Source organism: Streptomyces sp. NBC_00466 (genome assembly GCF_041433995.1).
GTDB lineage: Bacteria > Actinomycetota > Actinomycetes > Streptomycetales > Streptomycetaceae > Streptomyces.
Genome location: NZ_CP107896.1, coordinates 5,450,559 through 5,475,594 on the forward strand (window position 1 = coordinate 5,450,559; position 25,036 = coordinate 5,475,594).

At 70.2% G+C, this 25,036-nt stretch carries 20 protein-coding genes; 16 read left to right on the forward strand and 4 right to left on the reverse strand.

Translation table 11 applies throughout. The features are described from left to right. The first annotated feature begins 4 nt into the window (after window positions 1-4). From murD to OG210_RS24550, 10 genes are all read left to right on the forward strand, one after another. Window positions 5-1,378 carry a UDP-N-acetylmuramoyl-L-alanine--D-glutamate ligase gene (gene murD, locus OG210_RS24505; protein ID WP_328335381.1) on the forward strand — a complete coding sequence of 458 codons (1,374 nt, stop codon included), beginning with the start codon at window positions 5-7 and terminating at the stop codon, window positions 1,376-1,378. A 76-nt stretch (window positions 1,379-1,454) separates the two neighbouring features. Further along, a complete protein-coding gene (ftsW, locus tag OG210_RS24510; RefSeq protein ID WP_328325614.1) occupies window positions 1,455-2,783 on the forward strand; it encodes a putative lipid II flippase FtsW in 1,329 nt (442 codons plus the stop codon). 6 nt (window positions 2,784-2,789) lie between these two features. After that, window positions 2,790-3,884 (forward strand): undecaprenyldiphospho-muramoylpentapeptide beta-N-acetylglucosaminyltransferase, encoded by a 1,095-nt coding sequence (gene murG, locus OG210_RS24515; RefSeq protein WP_328325612.1) that lies wholly within the window; start codon window positions 2,790-2,792, stop codon window positions 3,882-3,884. Between the two features lie 17 nt (window positions 3,885-3,901). After that, the gene (locus OG210_RS24520; RefSeq protein WP_328325610.1) at window positions 3,902-4,708 is read left to right on the forward strand and encodes an FtsQ-type POTRA domain-containing protein; all 807 of its coding nucleotides are present in this window, start codon (window positions 3,902-3,904) and stop codon (window positions 4,706-4,708) included. A gap of 274 nt (window positions 4,709-4,982) precedes the next feature. Further along, on the forward strand, window positions 4,983-6,191 hold the full coding sequence (ftsZ, locus tag OG210_RS24525) for a cell division protein FtsZ (RefSeq protein WP_328325608.1): 1,209 nt from the start codon (window positions 4,983-4,985) through the stop codon (window positions 6,189-6,191). A 32-nt stretch (window positions 6,192-6,223) separates the two neighbouring features. After that, a complete protein-coding gene (gene pgeF / locus OG210_RS24530) occupies window positions 6,224-6,952 on the forward strand; it encodes a peptidoglycan editing factor PgeF (RefSeq protein ID WP_328325606.1) in 729 nt (242 codons plus the stop codon). 6 nt (window positions 6,953-6,958) lie between these two features. Further along, on the forward strand, window positions 6,959-7,678 hold the full coding sequence (locus tag OG210_RS24535) for a YggS family pyridoxal phosphate-dependent enzyme (RefSeq protein ID WP_328325604.1): 720 nt from the start codon (window positions 6,959-6,961) through the stop codon (window positions 7,676-7,678). A gap of 140 nt (window positions 7,679-7,818) precedes the next feature. Beyond that, the gene (locus OG210_RS24540) at window positions 7,819-8,433 is read left to right on the forward strand and encodes a cell division protein SepF (RefSeq protein WP_164264969.1); all 615 of its coding nucleotides are present in this window, start codon (window positions 7,819-7,821) and stop codon (window positions 8,431-8,433) included. A 73-nt stretch (window positions 8,434-8,506) separates the two neighbouring features. Further along, window positions 8,507-8,791 carry a YggT family protein gene (locus OG210_RS24545; RefSeq protein WP_328325602.1) on the forward strand — a complete coding sequence of 95 codons (285 nt, stop codon included), beginning with the start codon at window positions 8,507-8,509 and terminating at the stop codon, window positions 8,789-8,791. A 49-nt stretch (window positions 8,792-8,840) separates the two neighbouring features. Beyond that, a complete protein-coding gene (locus OG210_RS24550) occupies window positions 8,841-10,109 on the forward strand; it encodes a DivIVA domain-containing protein (RefSeq protein WP_328325600.1) in 1,269 nt (422 codons plus the stop codon). Window positions 10,110-10,394: 285 nt separating this feature from the next. On the opposite strand, the gene ileS is transcribed toward OG210_RS24550, so the two are convergent. Further along, on the reverse strand, window positions 10,395-13,538 hold the full coding sequence (gene ileS, locus OG210_RS24555) for an isoleucine--tRNA ligase (protein WP_328325598.1): 3,144 nt from the start codon (window positions 13,536-13,538) through the stop codon (window positions 10,395-10,397). Between the two features lie 555 nt (window positions 13,539-14,093). Between ileS and OG210_RS24560 the strand changes: the two genes are divergently transcribed. The 4 genes from OG210_RS24560 (at window position 14,094) to OG210_RS24575 (ending at window position 17,148) form a co-directional block, all read left to right on the forward strand. Beyond that, window positions 14,094-14,888 (forward strand): TraR/DksA family transcriptional regulator, encoded by a 795-nt coding sequence (locus OG210_RS24560; protein WP_328325596.1) that lies wholly within the window; start codon window positions 14,094-14,096, stop codon window positions 14,886-14,888. Window positions 14,889-14,960: 72 nt separating this feature from the next. Beyond that, window positions 14,961-15,674 (forward strand): signal peptidase II, encoded by a 714-nt coding sequence (gene lspA, locus OG210_RS24565; protein WP_328325594.1) that lies wholly within the window; start codon window positions 14,961-14,963, stop codon window positions 15,672-15,674. Window positions 15,675-15,712: 38 nt separating this feature from the next. Further along, window positions 15,713-16,660, forward strand: a complete 948-nt coding sequence (locus tag OG210_RS24570; RefSeq protein WP_328325592.1) for an RluA family pseudouridine synthase — start codon at window positions 15,713-15,715, stop codon at window positions 16,658-16,660. After that, the gene (locus OG210_RS24575; RefSeq protein ID WP_328325590.1) at window positions 16,657-17,148 is read left to right on the forward strand and encodes a GNAT family N-acetyltransferase; all 492 of its coding nucleotides are present in this window, start codon (window positions 16,657-16,659) and stop codon (window positions 17,146-17,148) included. The genes OG210_RS24570 and OG210_RS24575 overlap by 4 nt, the downstream gene beginning before the upstream one ends. Before the next feature lie 84 nt (window positions 17,149-17,232). On the opposite strand, the gene OG210_RS24580 is transcribed toward OG210_RS24575, so the two are convergent. Both OG210_RS24580 and OG210_RS24585 read right to left on the reverse strand, forming a co-directional pair. After that, window positions 17,233-19,545 (reverse strand): hypothetical protein, encoded by a 2,313-nt coding sequence (locus OG210_RS24580; protein ID WP_371538696.1) that lies wholly within the window; start codon window positions 19,543-19,545, stop codon window positions 17,233-17,235. 63 nt (window positions 19,546-19,608) lie between these two features. Beyond that, window positions 19,609-21,402 (reverse strand): hypothetical protein, encoded by a 1,794-nt coding sequence (locus OG210_RS24585; RefSeq protein WP_328325587.1) that lies wholly within the window; start codon window positions 21,400-21,402, stop codon window positions 19,609-19,611. Window positions 21,403-21,661: 259 nt separating this feature from the next. On the opposite strand from OG210_RS24585, the gene OG210_RS24590 reads away from it, so the two are divergent. Continuing rightward, complete coding sequence (locus OG210_RS24590) at window positions 21,662-23,248, forward strand: Na+/H+ antiporter (RefSeq protein ID WP_328325586.1); 1,587 nt, start codon at window positions 21,662-21,664, stop codon at window positions 23,246-23,248. Window positions 23,249-23,329: 81 nt separating this feature from the next. Here the strand turns inward: OG210_RS24590 and OG210_RS24595 are convergent, their stop codons facing one another. Beyond that, the gene (locus OG210_RS24595; RefSeq protein ID WP_328335380.1) at window positions 23,330-24,430 is read right to left on the reverse strand and encodes a mechanosensitive ion channel domain-containing protein; all 1,101 of its coding nucleotides are present in this window, start codon (window positions 24,428-24,430) and stop codon (window positions 23,330-23,332) included. Between the two features lie 30 nt (window positions 24,431-24,460). Between OG210_RS24595 and OG210_RS24600 the strand changes: the two genes are divergently transcribed. Then, the gene (locus tag OG210_RS24600) at window positions 24,461-25,030 is read left to right on the forward strand and encodes a dienelactone hydrolase family protein (RefSeq protein WP_328325585.1); all 570 of its coding nucleotides are present in this window, start codon (window positions 24,461-24,463) and stop codon (window positions 25,028-25,030) included. The last annotated feature ends 6 nt before the right edge of the window (window positions 25,031-25,036 follow it).

The window sequence follows — 25,036 nt, forward strand, 5'->3', positions numbered from 1 at the left end:
GGGCATGGGCGTCTCCGGGCTTCCGGCGGCGCGCGCCCTGCACGGTCTCGGCGCCGAGGTCACCGTCGTCAACGAGGGCGCCGACGAGCGCGCCCGCGCCCAGGCCGCCGAACTGACCGCACTGGGCATCACGGTGCGCCTCGGCGACGCGACGACCCTGCCGGACGGCACCGAACTGGTCGTCACCGCCCCCGGCTGGCGGCCGGACAAGCCGCTCTTCCTGGCGGCGGCCGAAGCGGGCGTACCGGTCTGGGGCGACGTCGAACTCGCCTGGCGGCTGCGGCGTCCGGGCGCCGCGCCCTGGCTCGCGGTCACCGGCACCAACGGCAAGACCACGACCGTACGGATGCTCGCCTCGATCCTGCGCGCCGCCGGGCTGCGCACCGAGGCGGTCGGCAACATCGGAGTCTCGCTCCTGGACGCCGTACTCGGCGACGAGGAGTACGACGTACTGGCCGTGGAGCTCTCCAGCTACCAGCTGCACTGGGCGCCCAGCCTGCGCGTCCACTCGGCGGCCGTACTCAACCTGGCCCCCGACCACCTCGACTGGCACGGCACCATGGCGGCGTACGCGGCCGACAAGGGCCGGGTCTACGAGGGCAACACCGTCGCCTGCGTCTACAGCGCCGCAGACCCCGCCACCGAGGAACTCGTCCGCGCGGCCGACGTGGAGGAGGGCTGCCGGGCCATCGGCTTCACCCTCGGCACGCCGGGCCCCTCGCAGCTCGGTGTGGTCGAAGGGATCCTGGTCGACCGCGCCTTCGTGGCCGACCGCCAGAAGCAGGCCCAGGAGCTGGCCGAGGTCGGCGACGTCAACCCGCCGGCCCCGCACAACATCGCCAACGCCCTCGCGGCGGCAGCGCTGGCCCGCGCGTACGGCGTGGCGCCGGCCGCCGTACGCAACGGACTCCGCGCCTTCCGGCCCGATCCGCACCGCATCGAGAAGGTGGCCGACGTCGCCGGTGTCGCGTACGTCGACGACTCCAAGGCCACCAACACCCATGCCACCGAAGCCTCGCTGGCCGCCTACGACCCGATCGTCTGGATCGCGGGCGGTCTCGCCAAGGGCGCGAGCTTCGACGACCTGGTCGGCGGGGCGGCGAAGCGGCTGCGGGGCGTCGTGCTGATCGGCGCCGAGCGGGCGCTCATCGCCGAAGCCCTGGCGCGACACGCCCCGGAAGTACCGGTGGTCGACCTCGACCGGACCGACACTGGGGCCATGTCGGCGGCGGTCCGGGAGGCGGCACGGCTCGCCCGGCCGGGGGACACGGTCCTGCTGGCTCCTGCCTGCGCCTCCATGGACATGTTCGCCAACTACAACAAGCGTGGTGAGGCATTCGCCGACGCTGTACGCGAGTTGGCCGCCGAGAGCGGCTAGGAGCGTGTCTCCTGGCCGGCCGTACGGCCCCGCGCCGGGACCCGGCAGAAGCCGGGCACGAGTGGAGGGGACAGGCATGCCGGTCAAGGACAGAGGCGGGCGTGGCGGTACGGGGACGGTGCGCCGCCCGGCCGCGGTCCGGCGTGGCTCCGCACCGCGCGGCGCGGGCGGCAGCCAGCTGCGCCGTACCTACGAGCAGGCGCGGAGCGCCCTGGACCGCCCTCTGACGGCCTACTACCTGCTGGTGGGGTCCGCGCTCCTGATCACGGTTCTCGGCCTGGTGATGGTCTACTCCGCCTCGATGATCAAGGCGCTGGAGATCTCCGAACCCGGCTCGTTCTTCTTCCGCAAACAGCTCTTCGCCGCGGCCCTCGGCGGCGGTCTCGCGTTCATCGCGACCCGGATGCCCGTGAAGCTGCACCGGGCCTTCGCCTACCCGCTGCTCGCGGGCACCGTCTTCCTGATGGTCCTCGTCCAGGTGCCGGGGATAGGGCGTTCGGTCAACGGCAACCAGAACTGGATCTCGCTGGGCGGCCCCTTCATGCTCCAGCCGAGCGAGTTCGGCAAGCTCGCCCTGATCCTCTGGGGCGCCGACCTGCTCGCCCGCAAGCAGGAGAAGAAGCTGCTCACGCAGTGGAAGCACATGCTCGTACCGCTCGTCCCCGTCGCCTTCATGCTGCTCGGACTGATCATGCTCGGCGGCGACATGGGCACGGCGATCATCCTCACCGCGATCCTCTTCGGGCTGCTGTGGCTCGCGGGAGCGCCCACCCGGATGTTCGCGATGGTGCTCGGTGTCGCGGCGTTCCTGACGGTCCTGCTGATCAAGACCAGCCCGAACCGGATGGGCAGGCTCGCCTGCATCGGCGCGACCGATCCGGGCCCGCAGGACCAGTGCTGGCAGGCGGTGCACGGAATCTACGCGCTCGCGTCCGGCGGCTGGTTCGGATCCGGACTGGGTGCGAGCGTGGAGAAATGGGGCCAACTCCCCGAGCCGCACACCGACTTCATCTTCGCCGTGACCGGGGAGGAACTGGGTCTTGCGGGGACTCTGTCGGTACTCGGCCTCTTCGCGGCTCTAGGCTATGCGGGTATCCGCGTGGCCGGACGCACGGAGGACCCCTTCGTGAGGTACGCAGCGGGAGGTGTGACCACCTGGATCACGGTCCAGTCCGTGATCAACATCGGTGCGGTGCTCGGTCTGCTGCCGATCGCCGGTGTCCCGCTCCCGCTGTTCTCCTACGGGGGCTCCGCCCTGCTGCCGACCATGTTCGCCGTCGGGCTGCTGATCGCCTTTGCGCGGTCGGACCCCGCAGCGAGAACGGCTCTGGCCTTGCGGAGGCCCGGGGTGAGATGGAAGTCGATGAGACGGCGCGTCAAGAGGCGTCCGTCCGGAGAGCGGTGAATTTCGGTGCATGTCGTACTCGCCGGCGGGGGGACCGCCGGCCACATCGAGCCGGCGCTCGCCCTTGCGGATGCCCTGCGCAGGCAGGACCCGGCCGTGGGCATCACGGCCCTCGGCACGGAGCGCGGACTCGAAACCCGCCTCGTGCCCGAACGGGGCTACGAGTTGGGGCTCATCCCCGCCGTACCACTGCCCCGCAGACCCACTCCTGAGCTGATCACCGTCCCCGGACGGCTGCGCGGGACGATCAAGGCCGCCGAGCAGATCCTGGAGCGGACCAAGGCCGACTGCGTCGTCGGCTTCGGCGGCTACGTGGCGCTGCCCGGCTATCTCGCGGCCAAGCGGCTCGGGGTGCCGATCATCGTCCACGAGGCCAACGCCAGGCCGGGGCTCGCCAACAAGATCGGCTCCCGGTACGCGGCCGCCGTGGCCGTCTCCACCCCGGACAGCAAGCTCCGCGGCGCCCGCTACATCGGTATCCCGCTGCGCCGCACCATCGCCGTCCTCGACCGGGCCAGGGTCCGCCCCGAGGCGCGTGCCGCCTTCGGGCTCGACCCCAATCTGCCGACGCTGCTGGTCTCCGGCGGCTCGCAGGGGGCCCGCCGCCTCAACGAGGTGGTCCAGCAGGTCGCCCCGGTGCTCCAGCGCTCCGGGATCCAGATCCTGCACGTGGTCGGACCGAAGAACGAACTGCCGCGTGTCGACAACATGCCCGGAATGCCGCCCTACCTCCCGGTACCGTACGTGGACCGGATGGACCTCGCGTACGCCGCGGCCGACATGATGCTCTGCCGTGCGGGCGCGATGACCGTGGCCGAACTCTCCGCCGTCGGGCTGCCCGCCGCCTATGTGCCGTTGCCCATCGGGAACGGCGAACAGCGGCTCAACGCCCAGCCGGTGGTCAACGCCGGCGGCGGCCTGCTGGTGGACGACGCCCAGCTGACCCCCGAGTGGGTGCAGGGCAACGTCCTGCCGGTTCTCGCCGATCCGCACCGGCTGTTCGAGATGTCCCGCGCCGCCGCCGAGTTCGGCCGCCGGGACGCCGACGATCTGCTCGTCGGCATGGTGTACGAGGCGATTGCGGCGCGCCGCCAGGCGTGACGCCCGAAGGAGCGAGCGTGGCCGGACCGACGACCGCACAGCGCGGTGAGCGCAATCCAGCGGCGGAGTCCGGCCGCGGCCGCTCCAGGGAGCAGGGGAAGCCCCCCGGCCGTCTCCGGCCGCGCGGCAGGCGGCTGGCAGTCCTGGTGTCGGCCGTCCTGCTGCTTCTGCTGGGCGGCGGTATGTGGGCGCTCTACGGCTCTTCCTGGCTGCGCGTGGAGCATATTCGGACCACGGGGATGCGGGTTCTGACCCGGGACCAGGTGGAGTCGGCTGCGGTCGTTCCGATCGGCGATCCGTTGATTTCTGTCGATACGGATGCGATGGAGAACCGGCTCCGGAAGAAATTGCCCCGAATCGACTCGGTGGTTGTCACCCGTTCATGGCCGCACGGCATCAGCTTGAAAGTTACCGAGCGAAAGCCGGTACTGCTCATGAAGTCGGGCGGTAAGTTTACAGAAGTGGATGCGAAGGGCGTGCGTTTCGCCACAGTGGAAAGCGCCCCCCGCGGAGTGCCGGTCCTCGAATTGACGGCCGGTCAGTCGCCGAGCCTCCGCCGCTTCGGCGCGGACCGGCTGCGGGTCGAGGCGGTCCGGGTGGCCCGAGAACTCCCGTCCGCTGTCGCCCGGGACACCCTTTTCGTCCGGGTCAGTTCATACGACTCCATCTCGCTGGAGCTGACCGGGCACCGCACGGTGGCCTGGGGGAGCAGTGAGTTCGGCACGGCGAAGGCCCGCGCGCTCACCGCGCTGACGAAAGCCGCCCCCAAGGCGGCGCACTTCGATGTGAGCGCCCCCACCGCCCCTGCGGTGTCAGGGAGTTGACGCACATCCTCGCTGGCCAGCACCCTGGTTGGTCAGCGCAACGGCTGATCACATAGGGTGAAAAGAAAAACGGGAGGTTCGGCGTGTTCATTGAACGTGCGCCACTTGTCGACTTAGTGTCCTGTTCGGAGAGTCCAAGGAGCAGACACACTGGTAACCCTGAACTTCACAGTTAGGGTTCGGGTCGGCGTTCGGACCGTCCCATCGGCATCCGTCGTCGCGACGCGGCAAGCGCGCAGCGGCGACACGTAACTCGAGGCGAGAGGCCTTCGACGTGGCAGCACCGCAGAACTACCTCGCAGTCATCAAGGTCATCGGTGTCGGCGGCGGTGGTGTCAATGCCATCAACCGAATGATCGAGGTCGGCCTCAAGGGCGTCGAGTTCATCGCGATCAACACCGACGCACAGGCCCTGTTGATGAGCGACGCCGACGTCAAGCTCGACGTCGGCCGTGAACTGACCCGCGGCCTCGGCGCCGGGGCCAACCCGGCAGTCGGACGCAAGGCGGCAGAGGACCACCGTGAGGAGATCGAGGAGGTCCTCAAGGGGGCCGACATGGTCTTCGTCACCGCAGGCGAAGGCGGCGGCACCGGCACCGGCGGCGCACCCGTCGTCGCCAACATCGCCCGTTCGCTGGGCGCACTCACCATCGGCGTGGTCACCCGCCCCTTCACCTTCGAGGGCCGGCGCCGCGCCAATCAGGCGGAGGACGGCATCGCCGAACTCCGCGAAGAGGTCGACACCCTCATCGTCATCCCCAACGACCGCCTGCTGTCCATCTCGGACCGCCAGGTCAGTGTCCTCGACGCCTTCAAGTCGGCCGACCAGGTCCTGCTGTCGGGCGTTCAGGGCATCACCGATCTGATCACCACACCGGGTCTGATCAACCTCGACTTCGCCGACGTCAAGTCAGTGATGTCCGAGGCCGGATCGGCGCTCATGGGAATCGGCTCGGCCCGCGGCGACGACCGCGCGGTGGCCGCCGCCGAGATGGCGATCTCCTCGCCACTGCTCGAAGCGTCCATCGACGGCGCACGCGGAGTGCTGCTCTCGATCTCCGGCGGTTCGGACCTCGGTCTCTTCGAGATCAACGAGGCCGCACAGCTGGTCAGCGAGGCCGCCCACCCCGAGGCCAACATCATCTTCGGCGCCGTCATCGACGACGCACTCGGTGACGAGGTACGCGTGACGGTCATCGCGGCGGGCTTCGACGGCGGACAGCCGCCGACCCGCCGGGAGAGCGTCAGCGGTTCCGGCTCCGCCAAGCGTGAGGAGCCCGTTCCGGTACGGGCCACCGAGGCACCCCGTTCGCTCGGCGGTCTCGGTGCGGTCACCCAGCGCGAGGAGACTCCGGTACCGGCCGAGACGGAGCGTGTGAACGAAGCCCCGGCAGCGCCGGTCTCTCCGCCGCAGGTCCCGCCGGCCCGTCCGTACCAGGACAGCCAGGCCGAAGAGCTGGACGTACCGGACTTCTTGAAGTGATGCGGCGTCCCATAACCGCGTACGACACCGCGATGTCTACGAACGGCGCGCACTTCGCTTTCACCGACAGGTGGGGCGGGGTGAGCGCCGTTCCGTACGAGGAACTCAATCTCGGCGGGGCGGTCGGCGACGATCCGGCCGCGGTCGTGACGAACCGTGAACTCGCGGCGCGCTCACTGGGTATCGACCCGGCGCAGGTCGTCTGGATGAACCAGGTGCACGGGCGCGAGGTCGCCGTGGTCGACGGCCCCTGGGCGCAGAAGCTCGGCGACGGTGCGGAAATCCCCGCCACCGACGCCGTCGTGACAGCCCGCCGTGGGGTGCCGCTCGCGGTGCTCACCGCCGACTGCGTTCCCGTACTGCTCGCCGACCCGGTCGCCGGGGTGGTGGCCGCGGCTCACGCGGGCCGTCCCGGGCTGGTCGCCGGGGTCGTCCCCGCAGCGGTCGGTGCGATGGTCTCGCTCGGCGCCGACCCCGCCCGGATCACGGCCCGCACCGGCCCCGCCGTCTGCGGCCGCTGCTACGAAGTGCCCGCCGATATGCGGGCCGAGGTCGCGAGGACCGTTCCCGAAGCCTGGTCGGAGACGAGCTGGTCCACACCGGCGGTCGATGTCACCGCCGGAGTGCTCGCCCAGCTGTCGGCGCTCGGAGTCGTGGACCGGCAGCACTCGCCGGTCTGCACTCTGGAATCGACGGACCACTTCTCCTACCGTCGCGACCGCACCACTGGGCGGCTCGCCGGATATGTCTGGCTGGACTGATACGGCATGACGGATCGTAAGCGCGAACTCGCCGCGAATCTGGCCCGTGTGGAGGAACGTATCGCTTCCGCGTGCGCGTCCGCCGGGCGCAAGCGGGAGGAGGTGACCCTGATCGTGGTCACCAAGACGTATCCCGCGAGCGATGTGCGACTTCTCTCGGAACTCGGCGTACGGCAGGTCGCGGAGAACCGCGACCAGGACGCTGCGCCCAAGGCCGCCGAGTGTGCGGATCTGCCGCTTTCCTGGCACTTTGTCGGTCAACTTCAGACGAACAAAGTCCGTTCTGTGGCGAGTTATGCCGACGTCGTGCAGTCCGTGGACCGGGCCAGACTTGTTACATCTCTCTCAACCGCCGCCGTCCGGGCGGACCGTGAACTGGGCTGTCTGGTCCAGGTCGCGCTCGACGCGGAGGCCGGCGGGCGGGGCGAGCGCGGCGGCGTCGCGCCCGACGGCGTCGGTGAGTTGGCCGATTCGGTGGCCGGCGCACCGGGGCTGCGGCTCGACGGACTGATGACCGTCGCGCCACTCGCCGGACCCTACGCGGGACGGCAACAGGCGGCGTTCGAGCGGCTGATGGAAATCTCATCCCGCCTGCGCGCGACCCATCCTGCTGCCAACATGGTGTCAGCAGGGATGAGTGCGGACCTCGAAGAGGCGGTGAAGGCGGGTGCGACACATGTCCGCGTCGGCACTGCGGTACTCGGCGTCCGTCCCCCGCTCGGGTAACGTCGCGAAGCAAGTCGGACCACAGCAGAAAATATGGTCATTCCCGCCGATCGGCGGGCAGACCCAGTGGATCGCGGGCACTTGGTGACGCTGCGAAATTGGCACAAGGGCGATCCACCACAGAGCGGAGGACTCAGAGCATGGCCGGCGCGATGCGCAAGATGGCGGTCTACCTCGGCCTCGTGGAGGACGATGGGTACGACGGCCCGGGGTTCGACCCCGACGACGAGTTCGAACCCGAGCCCGAGCCCGAGAGGGACCGACGGCGACACCAACCTCCGCATCAGTCGCACCAGTCCCAGCAGGACGAACCGGTGCGAATGGTGCAACCGCCCGCCCAGCGCGAGCCTGTTGCGCTACCGGCGGAAAGCGGACGACCCGCCCGAATCGCCCCCGTGGCGTCCATCACACCTGAACGCCCGAGTATGGAGAAGAACGCCCCGGTGATCATGCCCAAGGTTGTGTCCGAGCGGGAGCCCTACCGCATCACCACGCTGCACCCCCGGACCTACAACGAGGCCCGTACCATCGGGGAACACTTCCGTGAGGGCACTCCGGTGATCATGAATCTGACCGAGATGGATGACACGGACGCGAAGCGACTTGTCGACTTTGCCGCAGGACTTGTCTTCGGTCTGCATGGCAGCATTGAGCGGGTGACGCAGAAGGTGTTCCTGTTGTCGCCTGCTAACGTCGATGTCACGGCGGAGGACAAGGCCCGTATCGCAGAGGGCGGTTTCTTCAACCAGAGCTGAGAACGAGACACCGGGTACAACCCCGGCCGGGAGGCCGGAAGAACGAGAACGTCAGGGGAGAGGGAAGCGTTAGATGGGCATCGCATTGGATGTGGTCTACATCGCGCTGATGTGTTTCCTCATCGTGTTGATCTTCCGGCTTGTCATGGACTACGTCTTCCAGTTCGCCCGTTCATGGCAACCTGGCAAGGTGATGGTGGTCGTTCTGGAGGCCACTTACACTGTCACCGATCCACCGCTCAAGCTTCTGCGGCGGTTCATTCCGCCGCTGCGTCTCGGGGGCGTGGCACTCGACCTGTCCTTCTTCGTTCTGATGATCATCGTCTACATCCTGATCAGCATTGTGAGCTGGGTGTGAACGATTCGGTCCTGCCGACTGCCGACGACTACGTAGAGGTGAAGAAGAGATGCCGCTGACCCCCGAGGACGTGCGGAACAAACAGTTCACGACCGTCCGCCTCCGAGAAGGCTATGACGAGGACGAGGTCGATGCCTTCCTCGACGAGGTCGAAGCCGAACTGACGCGATTGCTCCGCGAGAACGAGGATCTGCGCGCCAAGCTGGCAGCCGCCACGCGTGCCGCCGCGCAGAATCAGCAGCAGGGCATGCGCAAGCCGCCCGAGCAGCAGGACGGCCGCGGCGGTCCCAACGCTCCGGTGCCCGCCGCCATATCCGGTCCACCGCAGGGCCAGCAGCAGCCGCAGATGGGTCCGCCCCAACTGCCGGGCGGTCAGCCCCAGCTGCCTGCAGGTCCTGGCGGTCACGGCCCCGGTCCCCAGGGTCAGCACGGCCCGGGTCCGCAGGGTCAGCACGGCCCCGGTCCCCAGGGCCAGCACGGCCCGGGTCCGCAGGGCCAGCACGGTCCGGGTCCCATGGGCCAGCAGGGCCCGATGGGCGGCCAGGGCCAGCTCGGCCCGGGTCCCATGGGCCAGCAGGGTCCGATGGGCCAGGGCCCCATGGGCCAGCAGGGTCCGATGGGCGGTCAGGGGCAGCTCGCCCAGGGCCCCATGGGCGGTCCGATGGGTGGCCACGGCGGTCCCCCGCAGATGCAGCAGCAGGGCCCCGGCGGCGACAGCGCTGCCCGCGTGCTCTCGCTCGCGCAGCAGACGGCCGACCAGGCGATCGCGGAGGCCCGTTCCGAGGCCAACAAGATCGTCGGCGAGGCGCGGAGCCGTGCCGAGGGTCTGGAGCGGGATGCCCGCGCCAAGGCCGACGCACTGGAGCGGGACGCTCAGGAGAAGCACCGCGTGGCGATGGGCTCCCTGGAGTCCGCCCGCGCGACGCTGGAGCGCAAGGTCGAGGATCTGCGTGGCTTCGAGCGTGAGTACCGGACCAGGCTGAAGTCCTACCTGGAGAGCCAGCTGCGTCAGCTGGAGACCCAGGCGGACGACTCGCTGGCTCCGCCGCGGACCCCGGCGACCGCTTCGCTGCCGCCGTCGCCCTCGATGGCTTCGGCCGGTGCGGGCGCGATGGGACACTCGCAGCAGGGCATGGGCGGCAACCCGTCCATGGCCGGCCAGCCGTCGATGGGCGGTGCCCCGTCGTACGGTGGTCAGCAGCAGATGTCGCCGGCTATGACTCAGCCGATGGCACCGGTGCGGCCGCAGGCTCCGCAGCCGATGCAGCAGGCGCCTTCGCCCATGCGGGGGTTCCTGATCGACGAGGACGACAACTGACGGTGAGTGCGTTGAGCGCTTGACGGTCGGCAGACTGAGGGCCGGGCCCCGGGGTTTTCCCTGGGGCCCGGCCCTTTTGTGTGTTGTGTACGGGAGTGGGGGGTTTCGGGCTGGGTGAGGGTGGGTGCAGGTGGCTTGCGCCTGTGGCGCCGTGGGCACGGGAAGCGCTGGAATGGGGCCGGCGGCGGGCATGGAGGGGCTGGGAATGGGGCTGGAGTTCGTCCTGGGAGCTCGACGGGCCCGGCCGGGGAGTTCCGGCCGGGCCCATCGGGGGTGGTTCGGGTGTTACGCCTCTGTCTTGTGGAGGCGGAACGTCAGTGCGAGGCCCTCGTCCGTGAACGGGGCGCCGTACGGTGCCTCGCCCTCGCCCTCCGCGTAGTCCAGGGCCAGCACCTCGTCCGCGATCAGGCCCGCGTGTTCGGTCAGGGCGTCCCTGGTTTCCGGGGCGGTGCTGGACCAGCGGACCGCGATGCGGTCCGCGACGTCAAGGCCGCTGTTCTTGCGTGCCTCCTGGATCAGGCGGATGGCGTCGCGCGCCAGCCCCGCCCTGCGCAGCTCCGGGGTGATCTCCAGATCCAGGGCCACCGTCGCGCCCGAGTCGGACGCCACCGACCAGCCCTCGCGGGGGGTTTCGGTGATGATCACCTCGTCGGGGGAGAGCGTGACGGTCTCGCCTTCCACCGTCACCGATGCGGTGCCCTCGCGCAGCGCGAGCGAGAGCGCTGCCGCGTCGGCCTCGGCCACCGCCTTGGCCACGGCCTGGACGCCCTTGCCGAAACGCTTGCCCAGCGCGCGGAAGTTGGCCTTGGCCGTGGTGTCCACCAGCGAGCCGCCGACCTCGGAGAGCGAGGCCAGGGACGAGACGTTCAGCTCCTCGGTGATCTGGGCGCGGAGTTCGGGTGTCAGTGCATCGAACCCCGACGCAGCGACCAGCGCGCGGGAGAGCGGCTGGCGGGTCTTGACGCCCGACTCGGCGCGCGTCGCACGGCCCAGCTCCACCAGCCGGCGCACCAGCGCCATCTGCTGCGAGAGCTGCGGGTCGACCGCCGCCAGGTCCGCCTTCGGCCAGCTGGAGAGGTGTACCGACTCCGGGGCGTCCGGGGTGACCGGGGTGACCATGTCCTGCCAGACCCGCTCGGTGATGAACGGGGTGAGCGGGGCCATCAGCCCGGTGACCGTCTCGATCACCTCGTGCAGGGTGCGCAGCGCCGCCGCGTCGCCCTGCCAGAAGCGCCGGCGCGAGCGGCGCACGTACCAGTTCGACAGGTCGTCGACGAAAGCGGACAGGAGCTTGCCGGCCCGCTGGGTGTCGTACGCGTCCAGCGACTTGGTCACCTGGTCCACCAGCGCGTTGAGTTCGCTGAGCAGCCAGCGGTCCAGGACCGTGCGCTCGCCCGGTGCCGGGTCGGAGGCCGAGGGGGCCCAGCCGGACGTACGGGCGTACAGCGCCTGGAAGGCCACCGTGTTCCAGTACGTGAGGAGGGTCTTGCGGACCACCTCCTGGATCGTCCCGTGGCCGACACGGCGGGCCGCCCACGGGGAGCCGCCGGCCGCCATGAACCAGCGCACCGCGTCCGCCCCGTGCTGGTCCATCAGCGGGATCGGCTCCAGGGTGTTGCCCAGGTGCTTGGACATCTTCCTGCCGTCCTCGGCGAGGATGTGGCCCAGGCAGACGACGTTCTCGTAACTCGACTTGTCGAAGACCAGCGTGCCGATGGCCATGAGCGTGTAGAACCAGCCGCGCGTCTGGTCGATGGCCTCGGAGATGAACTGCGCCGGGTAGCGCCGCTCGAAGAGCTCCTTGTTCCGGTACGGGTAGCCGTACTGCGCGAACGGCATCGAACCCGAGTCGTACCAGGCGTCGATGACCTCCGGGACCCGGGTCGCGGTCTTCTCGCACTGCGGGCACGGGAAGGTGACTGCGTCGATGTACGGGCGGTGCGGGTCGAGTTCCGACTGGTCGGTGCCGGTCAGGTCGGTCAGTTCGGCGCGCGAACCGATGACCGTGAGGTGGTCGTCCTCGCAGCGCCAGATCGGCAGCGGGGTGCCCCAGTAACGGTTGCGGGAGAGCGCCCAGTCGACGTTGTTGTTCAGCCAGTCGCCGAAGCGGCCCTGCTTGACCGAGTCCGGGAACCAGTTGGTCTTCTCGTTCTCCCGGAGCATCGCGTCCTTGACCGCGGTGGTCCTGATGTACCAGGACGGCTGCGCGTAGTAGAGGAGCGCGGTGTGGCAGCGCCAGCAGTGCGGGTAGCTGTGCTCGTACGGGACATGGCGGAAGAGCGCGCCGCGCGCCTGGAGGTCGGCGACCAGCGTCTCGTCGGCCTTCTTGAAGAAGACACCGCCGACGAGCGGGACGTCGTCCTCGAACGTGCCGTCGGGGCGGACCGGGTTGACGACCGGCAGGCCGTACGACCGGCAGACCTTGAGGTCGTCCTCACCGAAGGCGGGGGACTGGTGGACGAGTCCGGTGCCGTCCTCCGTGGTGACGTACTCGGCGTTGACGACGTAGTGCGCCTCGGCCGGGAAGTCGACCAGCGTGAACGGGCGCTGGTAGGTCCAGCGCTCCATCTCGGCGCCGGTGAAACGCTCGCCCGTGGTCTCCCAGCCCTCGCCGAGCGCCTTTTCGAGCAGCGGCTCCGCGACGACCAGCTTCTCCGTGCCGTCGGTCGCCACGACATAGCTGACGCCGGGGTGCGCGGCGACGGCCGTGTTGGAGACCAGCGTCCAGGGAGTGGTCGTCCAGACCAGCAGCGCGGCCTCGCCCGCGAGGGGCCCGGAGGTGAGCGGGAAGCGTACGAAGACGGAGGGGTCGACGACCGTCTCGTACCCCTGGGCCAGCTCGTGGTCCGAGAGGCCGGTTCCGCACCGCGGGCACCAGGGGGCGACGCGGTGGTCCTGGACCAGCAGGTCCTTGTTGAAGATCTCCTTCAGCGACCACCAGACGCTCTCGACGTAGGACGGGTCCATCGTCCGGTACGCGTTGTCCAGGTCGACCCAGTAGCCCATCCGGGTGGTCAGCGCGGCGAAGGCGTCGGTGTGCCGGGTGACCGAGGCGCGGCACTTGTCGTTGAAGGCGGCGATCCCGTACGCCTCGATGTCCTGCTTGCCGGTGAAGCCGAGTTCCTTCTCGACCGCCAGCTCGACGGGCAGACCGTGGCAGTCCCAGCCCGCCTTGCGCGGCACGTGGTAGCCCCGCATCGTGCGGAAGCGCGGGAAGACGTCCTTGAAGACACGGGCCTCGATGTGGTGCGCGCCCGGCATGCCGTTGGCGGTCGGCGGCCCTTCGTAGAACACCCACTCGGGGCGTCCTTCGGACTGCTCCAGACTCTTCGAGAAGACCTGTGCCTCGCGCCAGAAGTCGAGCACGGCGTGCTCGAGCGCGGGCAGGTCGACCTGGGCGGGCACCTGGCGGTACAGGGGCGGTGTCATCGAACTCCTCCAACGGACGTTTCTCTCTCCGTCGGAGGGACGAGAGCCCAGTCGCTCCCGCGGTACCACCCTCCTTGGCCCCGGCTGTCGTGCCGTGGCCCCCTCATTGGGGTCGCGGTGCCGGTTCTACTCGCCGCGTCCACTCGCACACGGGCTTTCTTCCGACGGCTCAGGGGTGATCTTCACGCCGTGCCTGCCTCCGGGCTCACACCGTCCCCGGATCGCTCGTGGCCGCTTGCGCCGCTACTCGTCCCGTCCATGCCTTCCGCTGGGGTCAGTGTACGGGCCGGGCCGTACGGGTTCCGACCGGTTTTCCCGCGGGCGCCCGCGGCCGCCGGGCTGACCCGAATGGCCACACGGGGCCCTGCGGAATACCGGGACTCCCCGTCGGCGGATTACGGGGCGGGGAGCTGGGCACAACGCTTGCAGGCTCGGCTTGTCCCGGACGTGAGGAGGGCTGAACCGGCGGCGTGCCCCGTTGCCGCGGGACTGGTGTCGATTTATCGTCCCAGCAGACTCGCGAGCAAGATCACAAAATGTGAAGGGGCCGCGGCCATGGTGGCGAAGAAGACCGCCGGATCGAGATCGGCGTCCGCAGAATCCACTGGGGCGACGGCCGGGGACGCGGCAGGCGAGCACGGAGCCGCCGCGGACGGGACCGTCGCCGGGAAACCCACCGCGAAGAAGGCCGCGGCGGCGAAGAAGGCAGCCAAGGGGGCGCCCGCCAAGAAGGCGCCCGCGAAGAAGACCGCAGCCAAGAAGACCGCGAAGAAGACGGCCGCGAAGAAGGCCGCGTCCAGTACGGCCGCGACCGCGGCGCAGGGGGCGGCCGAGGCCGCGGAACAGACGGGAGCCAAGACGGTGGTTGGGAAGAAGAGCACTGGCGGGAGCGGGGCGGGCGGGCACGCCCCCGCCGCCGTGCCCAAGGCCGGAGTCGCCGCGCCCGCGGCCCCGGGAGAGCTGCCCGTACGGCCAGGTGAGGACCCCTGGACCCCGGAGGAGGTCGCGGACGCGCGGGCCGAGCTGCAGAGCGAGGACCTGCGGCTGGGAGCCGAGATCGCGGCGGCGGAGACGGCTCTCGCCGGGCTGATGCGGGACTCCGGCGAGGGCGCGGGTGACGACCAGGCCGACACCGGGACCAAGAACATCACCCGGGAGAGCGAGCTGGCACTCGCGGCGAACGCCCGCGAGATGCTGGAGCAGACCGAGCGGGCGCTGGAGCGGCTCGACGCGGGGACGTACGGGCTCTGCGAGAACTGCGGCAACCCGATCGGCAAGGCGCGGATGCAGGCCTTCCCGCGCGCCACCCTCTGCGTCGAGTGCAAGCAGAAACAGGAGCGCAGGTCCTGAGAGCTCGCGGGTGTTTCGGGGGCGGTGTGTCGTACCCTCGTCCTCAGTCAGGTACTAGGGCGAGGGAATCACGTGGCAGAGGTGGAGCGCATCATCGGTACGCCGGACATTCCCGAGTCGGCAGGGGACGCACCGGAGCAGCCGTCCGAGGAGGAGACCACCGCGGTGGCCACCCCCGGGACGCGGTCCGCCCCCGACGCGCGGTCCGCCGACGAGCCGGCCGCTGACGGGCCGGTCGCCGACGACCCGGCCGCGGACGGGCCGGCCGCTGACCGGGAGAGCTCCGACGAGCCGCCCCGGGGCAAGCGCAGGCTCCCGGTGCTCTTCGCCGTGGCCGTCCTCGCCTATCTGCTCGACGTGGTGAGCAAGACGATCGTGGTGGCCAAGCTGGAGCACCACGCCCCCGTCAAGGTGATCGGTGATCTGCTGCAGCTCGACGCGATCCGGAACGCGGGTGCCGCCTTCGGGCTCGGATCGGCGTACACCGTGATCTTCACCATTGTCGCGGCGTCCGTGATCGTGGTCATCGTCCGGCTGGCCCGGAAGCTCTACAGCGCGCCCTGGGCGGTCGCGCTCGGCCTGCTGCTCGGTGGCGCGCTGGGCAATCTGACCGACCGGATCTTCCGCTCGCCCAGCGTCTTCCAGGGCGAAGTCGTCGACTTCATCAGGCCCGCGCACTTCGCGGTGTTCAACCTCGCCGACTCCGCGATCGTCTGCGGCGGCATCCTGATCGTGCTGCTTTCGTTCAAGGGCCTCGACCCCGACGGAACCGTCCACAAGGACTGACGGACCGGCCGGTCCTCCGGGCAAGGCATACTCGACGGGTGAGTACCGTTCCCGAGATCCGCACCCTGCCCGTTCCCGATGGCCTGGAGGGCGAGCGCGTCGACGCCGCCATCTCCCGTATGTTCGGGTTTTCCCGTACCAAGGCGGCCGACCTCGCCGCCTCGGGAAAGGTCCAGGTCGACGGGTCAGTGGTCGGGAAGTCCGAGCGGGTCAGGGGCGGCGCCTGGCTGGAGGTCGAGATGCCCGCGACCGCGGCCCCCGTGCAGATCGTCGCCGAGCCCGTCGAGGGCATGGAGATCGTCCATGACGACGACGACATCGTGGTGATCCTCAAGCCCGTCGGTGTCGCCGCCCACCCCAGCCCCGGCTGGACCGGCACCACCGTGATCGGCGGTCTCGCCGCTGCCGGGTACCGCATCTCCACTTCGGGGGCGGCGGAGCGCCAGGGCATCGTGCACCGGCTGGACGTGGGTACGTCCGGGCTGATGGTGGTGGCCAAGTCGGAGCGCGCGTACACGCTGCTCAAGCAGCAGTTCCGGGAGCGCACGGTGGACAAGCGCTACCACGCGCTGGTGCAGGGCCACCCCGACCCGATGAGCGGGACGATCGACGCCCCCATCGGGCGCCACCCCAACCACGACTACAAGTGGGCCGTGACGGCCGAGGGCAAGCCGTCCGTCACGCACTACGACCTGATCGAGGCGTTCCGGGCGGCCTCGCTGCTCGACATCAAGCTGGAGACCGGGCGTACGCACCAGATCCGGGTGCACATGTCGGCCCACCGCCACCCCTGCGTCGGTGACATCACCTACGGCGCCGACCCTACCATGGCGAAGCGGCTCGGCCTGACGCGGCAGTGGCTCCACGCGATGAGCCTGGGCTTCGAGCACCCGTCGGACGGGCAGTGGGTCCAGTTCCGGAGCGAGTACCCGGAGGACCTGCGGAACGCGCTGGAGGCGATCCGGGCGGAGAGCGAGCAGCGGTGACCAGCGGGTACGAGGTGCGCGTGGTGGCCGACAAGGCCGGTCTCGACGCCTGCTTCGCCGTCCGCAGGGACGTCTTCGTGACCGAGCAGGGCGTGCCGCCCGAGCTGGAGTACGACGCGTACGACGCCCTCGGCGCGGGCACCGTGCATCTGCTGGCCGCCGACGCGGACGGGCCGCTGGGGACCGGGCGGCTGCTGCTGCCCGCCGCCGGACCCGGACGCGGGGTGGACGAGCCGGGCGTCGGCTCGCTCGGCCGGCTCGCCGTCGCCGCTGCCGCGCGGGGCAGGGGCGTGGGCGTCGCGCTGGTCCGGGCGATCGAGGACGCGGCCCGTGAGCGCGGGCTGACCGCGGTGGATCTGCACGCGCAGACCCATGCGCTGGGTTTCTACGAGCGCCTGGGGTACGTGGCGTACGGACCCGAGTTCCCGGACGCGGGCATCCCGCACCGGGCGATGCGCCGCGCTGTCGGGGACAGCGCCGTCCGCTGACAATCCCCGCCGTCCCCTGACAATCCCCTGCCGGCGCGGACAGCCAGCAGGGGATTTGTCAGGACCGGGCGCGGCGCGGGCCGGTCAGGACGGCAGCCCCCACGGCTCGGCCGGACCGTTCGCCGGTACGTCCCTGGGCCCCCGGGACGCGTGGGCGCCGCGCGGGGTGACCACGGCCGTCGCGCCGCGCGGCAGCCGCACCGCGATCCGGCCGGGACCCGTCCCGTGCCAGGACAGCGGACGCCCGTGCTCGTCCCGTACGTCCACCGCGCCGGAGATCCCGTGGTCGAGCGTGAGCGGTTCGCCGGCCTCGCTCCGGATCCGTATCCAGCGGGTGGCGCCGCCCGCGCGGTCCGCGTCCACCAGGAAGGCGCCCTCGGTGCGCAGGGAGGCGATCGACGCGTCCGCCCACCGCTCCGACACCGAGGGGAACACCTTGAGCACCCCGCCGTCGCCCTGCACCGCCATGTCCAGCATCGACTGGACCGCTGCCAGCGGGGATTCGAGTGCGAGATTCTTGCCCTCGCGGTACATGGTGTTGGGCGTCAACTGGCAGTCGGCGACGGTGTTCCCGTCGGTGAAGAAGGTCAGCTGGTCCAGCGCCTTCTCCGGCTCGCCCATCACGGAGTACATGGACGACGAGGTGGCATAGCTGTAGCCGTGCCAGGCGCTCTGCATGCTCGTCCAGTGGGCCAGCGAGCGCCGCATCACGTCCCGGTCGCCCTGCCGGTCCCACTTCCTCTCGCGCAGCGGATAGAGCCAGAGCAGATGGGAGTGGTGGCGGTGCGAGTCCGCCAGCGGCACGTCCTTGCCGATCATCACCCCGTCCGCCGGGTCCTCGGCGTACGGGGTGAGCCGCGCCGCGATGTCCCGCCACTGCCGGGCCCGGGGGTCGTCGACGCGCAGCAGCCGGGCCGAATCGATGAGCGTACGGACGCCCCAGCGGATCAGCGAGAGGTCGTAGGTGCAGTCCGCCGCGTTGGCGTACTCGGGGGAGCGGGTGGTCAGCAGGTGCAGCTTGCCGTCGCCGCCCTCGTGCAGGAAGTTGGCGTAGAAGTTGATGGCCTTCGCGAGGATCGGATACACCACGTCGCGCAGGGTGGCGAGGTCCATCGAGTGCCGGTACGAGAGCCAGACGTTGTGCAGCGCCCAGGTCAGGTTGCCGAAGTTGTCGGAGATGTGGTCGGAACCCGGAACACCGACGTCGTAGGTGTCGCCCGCCCGCAGCTGCCAGTCGGACGGGTGGCCGAGCGCGTAGTTCCGGCCGTCGCGGTAGGCGGCCGGTACGGACGTCGGCAGGTTCTTCTCGAAACGGCGGAACGCCTGGGTCACCGAGTCCAGTTCGGGGTGGTTGGCGCCGTTGACCGCGGGCATCCCGATCTGGACGTTGAGGTTCCACCACACCGCGGTCCAGCTGTTGCCGACTTCCGGGTACCAGGGCCCCCACTCGGACAGGGTCGGGCCCTGGGCGCGGGTGGTCGAGGCCAGTTTGTAGAGCTGGAGGACGTAGAACGCCTGGAGCCGTTTGTCCGGTACGGAGAGGAAGCTGCGCCGGTAGTAGGCGTGCCACCACTCGCGGTGCCGGGCGACCAGCGGGTCGGGACCGGTGGCCAGCGCGCGGTCCACCGCCGCCACGGCGTCCGCGGTCGCCTGCCGCACATCGCCCGGGAAGCGGTAGACCAACTGCGCGGCCAGCAGCCGCCCCGTCCCCTCGCGCTGCTCCCGCCAGGCCGTCGTCCAGCCGCCGCCCGCCAGCAGCGGCTGCTCGACGAAGCCGGCACCGACTCGCGGGTCCGGATTGGGTGTGTAGTCGGCCGGCTTGTCGATGAGCCGGGTACTGGCGGCCTGGAGCCACTGGAAGGACCAGGCGGCGGACTCCTCGCCCGCGCTCGGCCGGGTCGAGACCAGCAGCGCGCCCGAGTCGTTCTGGACCAGCGCGGAGAAGGTGAGGGAGCCGCGGGCGGTGGTGAGCGTGCCGCGCAGCTCGGCGTCGTACGGATCGAGCGTCCAGTCGACCGAGGTGATCTCCCCGGCCAGGGTGAGCGTGAAGTACCCGACGGGCAGCCGGGAGTAGCCCGTGCCGCCGCGCCACTGGCCGCGCTGGTCCTGCACCTGGGTGTGGCTGATCATCAGCTTCAGGGTGTTCGCGGACGCGCCCCGGTAGAGCTGCGCGCCGAGGTAGCCGTTGGCGAGGAACGGGGCGTCCTGCCAGCCGGTGGGCAGCCGCCGCCACTTCATGGCGGCGGCGCGGGCCGTCCGTTCGTACACGTCGGGGCCGTGGGGCCCGGGCCGGCCGTCGGCCGGGGAAGCCCAGGCGGTGCGGGACCCGGCCAGCCAGAGGGCGGCGGTCGCGCCCGCCGCCGTACCGGCGAAGTGTCTGCGGGAGAGGTCAGGCACGGTGGTGGCTCCTGTTCGATACGGGGTCGGGCCGTACGGGGCCGGTGAGCGGGGCCCGGTGGCTCATGAGGCGAGCAGCTTCCGGCAGGCGTCGACGGACGGGCCCATGCCGTGGTCGGGGTCGGCGCCGTACACCCCGTTCGCGTCCTTCTGGCCGAAGCCCAGCGGCTGGTAGAGCGTGGCGCAGGACGGCTCGTGGTCGGCGAGCCGCTGCCAGGAGGCCCAGGCGCTGTCGTACGCCCGCAGATGGGCGGCCATCAGCCGGCTCCGCTCGCCCGCGTAGGCGCGCAGCATCACCTGCCAGCCGTGGTGGATGACCGAGTACAGATGCAGGCCGTAGCCGGAGGAGACGCGCAGGAACTCGCGGTCGGCCCGGTCGCGCAGCGGGATCCGGCCGGAGAGCGTGCTGATCTCCTGCCAGATCCGGGCCGCCTGCGCCTTCTCCGCCAGGATCCGCTCGACGCTGCCCGCGGCGACGATGGCCCGGTAGTCGTCGGTGAGGTCCTTGTCGGAGCCGCCGAGGTACTGGTCGCGGGTCCAGGTCAGCCGCTTGACCTGGGTGAGCGCGCTGTAGTGGCCGCGCAGGGTGCCGGCCGCCGAGAGCAGCGCCAGCCGGTGGAAGCCGTCGACGGCGCTGCCGGAGAGCCCGGCTCGGTGGGCGTACGCACGGAAGGCGCCCGCCTCGCCGAGCCCGGTGTCACGGGTCCAGCGGGCCATCACCCACATGTTCAGGTCGCACCAGAGCTCGTTGGTGATGTACGGGCCGCGCCAGCCACCGCCGCGGGACCAGGTCCACACCCCGGCGAACAGCGGGTTGCCGGCGAGATCCGCGAGACCCTGCGGGCCGGGCAGACCGTCGTACTCCTCGAAGCCGTTGATGACGCCGTCACCGATGTAGTCCGGGCAGGCGCCCTTCGCCTCGTACTCGCGGGCGCACTCCACTTCGGCGATCTGCCGGTGGTTCCCGATGCCGAGCGTCGGGTTGAAGGCGACGGTCCGCCAGAAGTCGACCGCCGTGTGCTTCACCGAGAACAGCAGGTTCCGGTGCGGCTCGATCGCGTCCGTGACGGTGCGGTAGAACGCCGGGTCGTTGGTGAGGGGGTCGCCGCCGGTGGACCAGGTGCGGTAGAAGAGCCGCTTCCCCGCGCGGACGCACACCTCGTCGCGGAGCAGGCCGATCAGCAGGTGGTGGCTGTCCTTCCCTTCGGTGATCGGGTTGTTGCCCGTGTGGTACGGCACGTTCTGCAGATAGGTCTCACCGGTCCGGATGACCAGACCGTCGATGCCGGGGAAGCGGGCGAAGACCTCACGGAGCATCAGCCGGTGGATCTCCAGGGTGCGCGGGCGGTGCAGGCTGATCCGGCCCTGGTCGTCCAGGACCTCGTCGCCGTACAGCTCGACCAGCCGTTTCGGCAGCACGATGATGTCGGTGAAGAAGTACGAGTCGATCCCCGCGGCGTGCGAGCGCCGGATGTGCTCGTCGATGCCCCTGGCGTTCTCCTCGACCCAGGCACGCGCCTCGGACCCCGCCGGAAAGATCCGATCGTCCACGGTGTCGAAGGTGACTCCGGTGTGCGGCGGGCGGAACTCGTTGATGACCTGGCCGTCATATCCGTACGAGGCAAGGGTGCGCGGGTCGTTGTAGCGGGACTCGGTCATCGGCTCGCCCGGGTTCGCCTGGACCATGTCCATGAGGAAGGGCAGCCGCCTCCCCGGGGAGCGGGCGGGCGGCCGGGCCGGTGCGGTGGAGGCGTACGCGTGCGGGGCGGCGCCGAGGCTGAGCAGCGCGCCCGCACCCGTCGCCGCCGCGGTGCCCAGGACTGCTCTCCTGGACGGCGGTTGATGCGCGGAGGGCATATGAGCTCCAGTCAGGTATGTGTCGACAGTTCTCGTCCCTGAATCCATGCACCCTGCATAGTGCCCGCGCCTCAACCGGACGGGAAGACCTCGCGCACCATATACATCGGATGAAAGTCGGAGTGTGACGAAGGTGGAGCCGGAACGACTGGGGCTATTGGGCTGATACGCACGTATTGCATGGCACGCTTGAGCCACTGATCGTCAAGGTTTCGGCAGCGATGCCGGCGGAGACTCCAACAGCCCCGGAGGGCACCTCGTGGACCAATTGGCACTGCTGCTCCTGCTGTTGATCGGGGCGGTGGTCTCCGTACCGATCGGTGAGCGGCTCGGACTGCCGGCCCCGGTCCTGATGACGCTCGGCGGGATCTGCCTCGCCCTGCTGCCCTTCGTGCCGAACGTCAGCATCCCCTCGGGCTTCATCCTTCCGCTGGTGCTGCCGCCGCTGCTGTACGCGGCCGTACAGCGCACCTCCTGGCGGCAGTTCACCGCCAACTTCCGGCCGATCCTGCTGCTCGCCGTGGCGCTGGTCTTCGTGACGACGGCCGCGGTGGCCGCCGTCGCGAGCGCGATGGTGCCGGGTCTGCCGATCGCCGCGGCCGTCGCGCTGGGTGCGCTGGTGGCGCCGCCCGACCCGGTGGCGGCGACTGCTGTCGCCGGGTCGCTCGGGCTGCCCCGCCGGCTCGTCTCGATCCTGGAGGGCGAAGGGCTGTTCAACGACGTGACGGCGATCGTGCTCTACCACGTGGCGATCGCGGCCGCCGTCACCGGAACCTTCTCCTGGCCGGTCGCGGCAGGCCAGTTGGTGCTCTCCGCCGTGGTGGCCGTGGTGGTGGGCCTCGCCCTCGGCTGGCTCACCAACAAGCTGATGGGGCTGCTGGGCGACACCACCCTGCAGATCGGCCTGACCCTGCTGGTGCCCTTCCTCAGCTATGTACTGGCCGAGGAGCTGATGGGCTCGGGCGTGCTGGCCGTGCTCACCTCCGCACTGTTCCTCGCCGAACACACCGCCGACGCCGACGACGTACGCGGCCGGCTGGAGGGCAACGCCTTCTGGGAGATCGTCGACACCCTCGTCACCGGGGTGACCTTCGGCCTCATCGGGCTCGAACTGCATGTGGTCTTCGGCACCGCGAACGGGCATCTGGGCGAGATGGTCGGCTGGGGCGCGGCAGCCGTGGGAGTGGTCGTCGCGCTGCGCCTGGTGTATCTGCTGCCCGCCACCTGGCTGGCGAAGAGACTGCACACCCTGCGGGACTACGACGAGGACATCCCCACCAGCTGGCGCGAGACCATCGTCATGTGGTGGGCCGGGATGCGCGGCGTCGCCTCGGTCGCGCTGGCCCTCGCCATCCCGATGACCAAGGACGACGGCAGCCCCTTCCCGGCGCGCAGCGAGATCGTCTTCATCGCCTTCGCCGTGGTCATGGTCACCCTGGTCTTCCAAGGGCTGACGCTGCCCTGGCTGGTGAAGAAACTGGGGGTCCGCGCGGACGCCGGCGCCGAGCGCGAACTCGAACGGAGCCTGGCGGTACGGGCTGCCAAAGCTGCCAGACACCGGCTCAAGGAGATCCAGGACGTCGAGGAGCTGCCCGAGGAGGTCATGGAACGGCTGGCCCGCGGCGCTTTCGAGATCGGCGTCAGGATCAGCCCCGACATGGTCGACGAGGAGCGGCACGCCGCGTATCTGAAGCGGGCCGAACGGGTCAGGACCACCCAGCGGATCCAGCGGGAGATGATGTCGGCGGCCCGCCACGAAGTGCTCTCCGCGCGCAACGAGCCCGGCGCGGACCCGGAGATCGTCGACCGGGTGCTGCGCCACCTGGACGTGCGCAGCCTGCGGTAGCGCGCGCCGCTCCTCTGCGGCTTCGGCCGTCAGCCCCGGTGCTCAGCCCCGGTGCTCAGCCCCGGTGCTCGGCGCCGGTCCTCAGCCCCGGCCGGTCCTGGGAGTGGGGTCGTGCTTGAACAGATCCGGCCCCCAGTGGTTCTTCGCGAGCTCGGCCGGTGCGGTCGAGATCTTCGGCAGGGCGTACGGGTGCTCGTCGCGCAGCCAGGCGATCAGCTGCTCCCGTACGGCGCAGCGCACGGTCCAGATGTCGTCCGAGTCCTTCGCGGTGACCACGGCCCGCACCTGGATGGTGCTCGCGGTGGTGTCCGTGACGGCCAGCGACCAGTTCCTGCCGTCCCAGGACGGGATCTCGCGCAGGATCTCCCGCAGCTTCTCGCGCATCTGCGGGACCGGCGTCGAGTGGTCGAGCTGGAAGAAGACCGTGCCGGACATCTGCGCACCGCCGCGCGACCAGTTCTCGAAGGGCTTGCTGGTGAAGTACGACACCGGCATGGTGATCCGGCGCTCGTCCCAGGTGCGCACCGCGAGGAAGGTCAGCGTGATCTCCTCGACGGTGCCCCACTCGCCGTCCACGACCACCGTGTCCCCGATGCGGACCATGTCGCCGAAGGCGATCTGCAGCCCGGCGAACAGGTTGCCCAGAGTGGACTGGGCGGCGACACCGGCGACGATGCCGAGGAGTCCGGCGGAGGCCAGCAGCGAGGTCCCCGCGGTACGCATCGCGGGGAAGGTCAGCAGCATCGCCGACGCGGCCACCGTCCCGACGATCGCCGTCACCACCCGCTGGATGAGAGTGACCTGGGTACGGACCCGGCGGAGCCTGGCCGGGTCGCGGGTGGTCGCCGCGTAGCGGGCGTACGAGGAGTCGACGATGGCCGTGGCGATCCGCAGGGCCAGCCAGGACGTGAAGCCGATCAGGACCAGGGTGAGGACCTGCCCGATCCCGGTGGCGTGGTGCTCCACCGCCTTCAGCCGCACCTGCTGGTAACTGCCGCGCAGCAGCCCGGTGATCAGCACCGACTGCAGCGGCACCCGGCAGCGCCGCAGCAGTCCCCAGAGCGGGGTCTCGTGATGGCGTGCGTCGGTTCGCTTGAGCGCGCGGTCGACCAGCCAGCCCACCGCGAGCGTCAGCAGCACCGAGCCGCCGATGACGATCAGGGGACGCAGGACGGTCTCCATGCTTCCGGCCGAAGCTGGCACCATGGCCACGTGAACATCATCCTTTTCCATTCGACGTACGGGTTGCGGCCTGCCGTCCACGCGGCGGCCGACCGGCTGCGTGCGGCCGGTCATCAGGTGTGGGTGCCCGATCTTTTCGACGGTAAGACTTTTGAGACCGTCGAGGAAGGCATGGCCTTCCAGGAGGAAATCGGCTCCGAAGAGCTGCTGAAGCGCGCTGTGACAGCCGCCGCTCCCCACTCGGACGAGGGCCTCGTCTACGCCGGGTTCTCACTCGGCGGCTCCCTCGCGCAGAATCTGGCCATCGCCGACGAGAAGGCCCGCGGGCTGCTGCTTCTGCACGGTACGTCGGACATCGCCGACGACGCGTCGGTGGACGAGCTGCCCGTACAGCTGCATGTCGCCGACCCCGACCCGTTCGAGCCGCACGACTGGCTGAACGCCTGGTATCTGCGGATGCAGCGGACCGGGGCCGATGTGGAGGTGCACCGCTACGCGGGCGCGGGCCACCTCTACACCGACCCCGGGCTGCCCGACTACGACGCCGAGGCAGCCGAGCGGACCTGGCGGGTCGCGCTCGGCTTCCTCGAAACGCTCTAGGCTTTC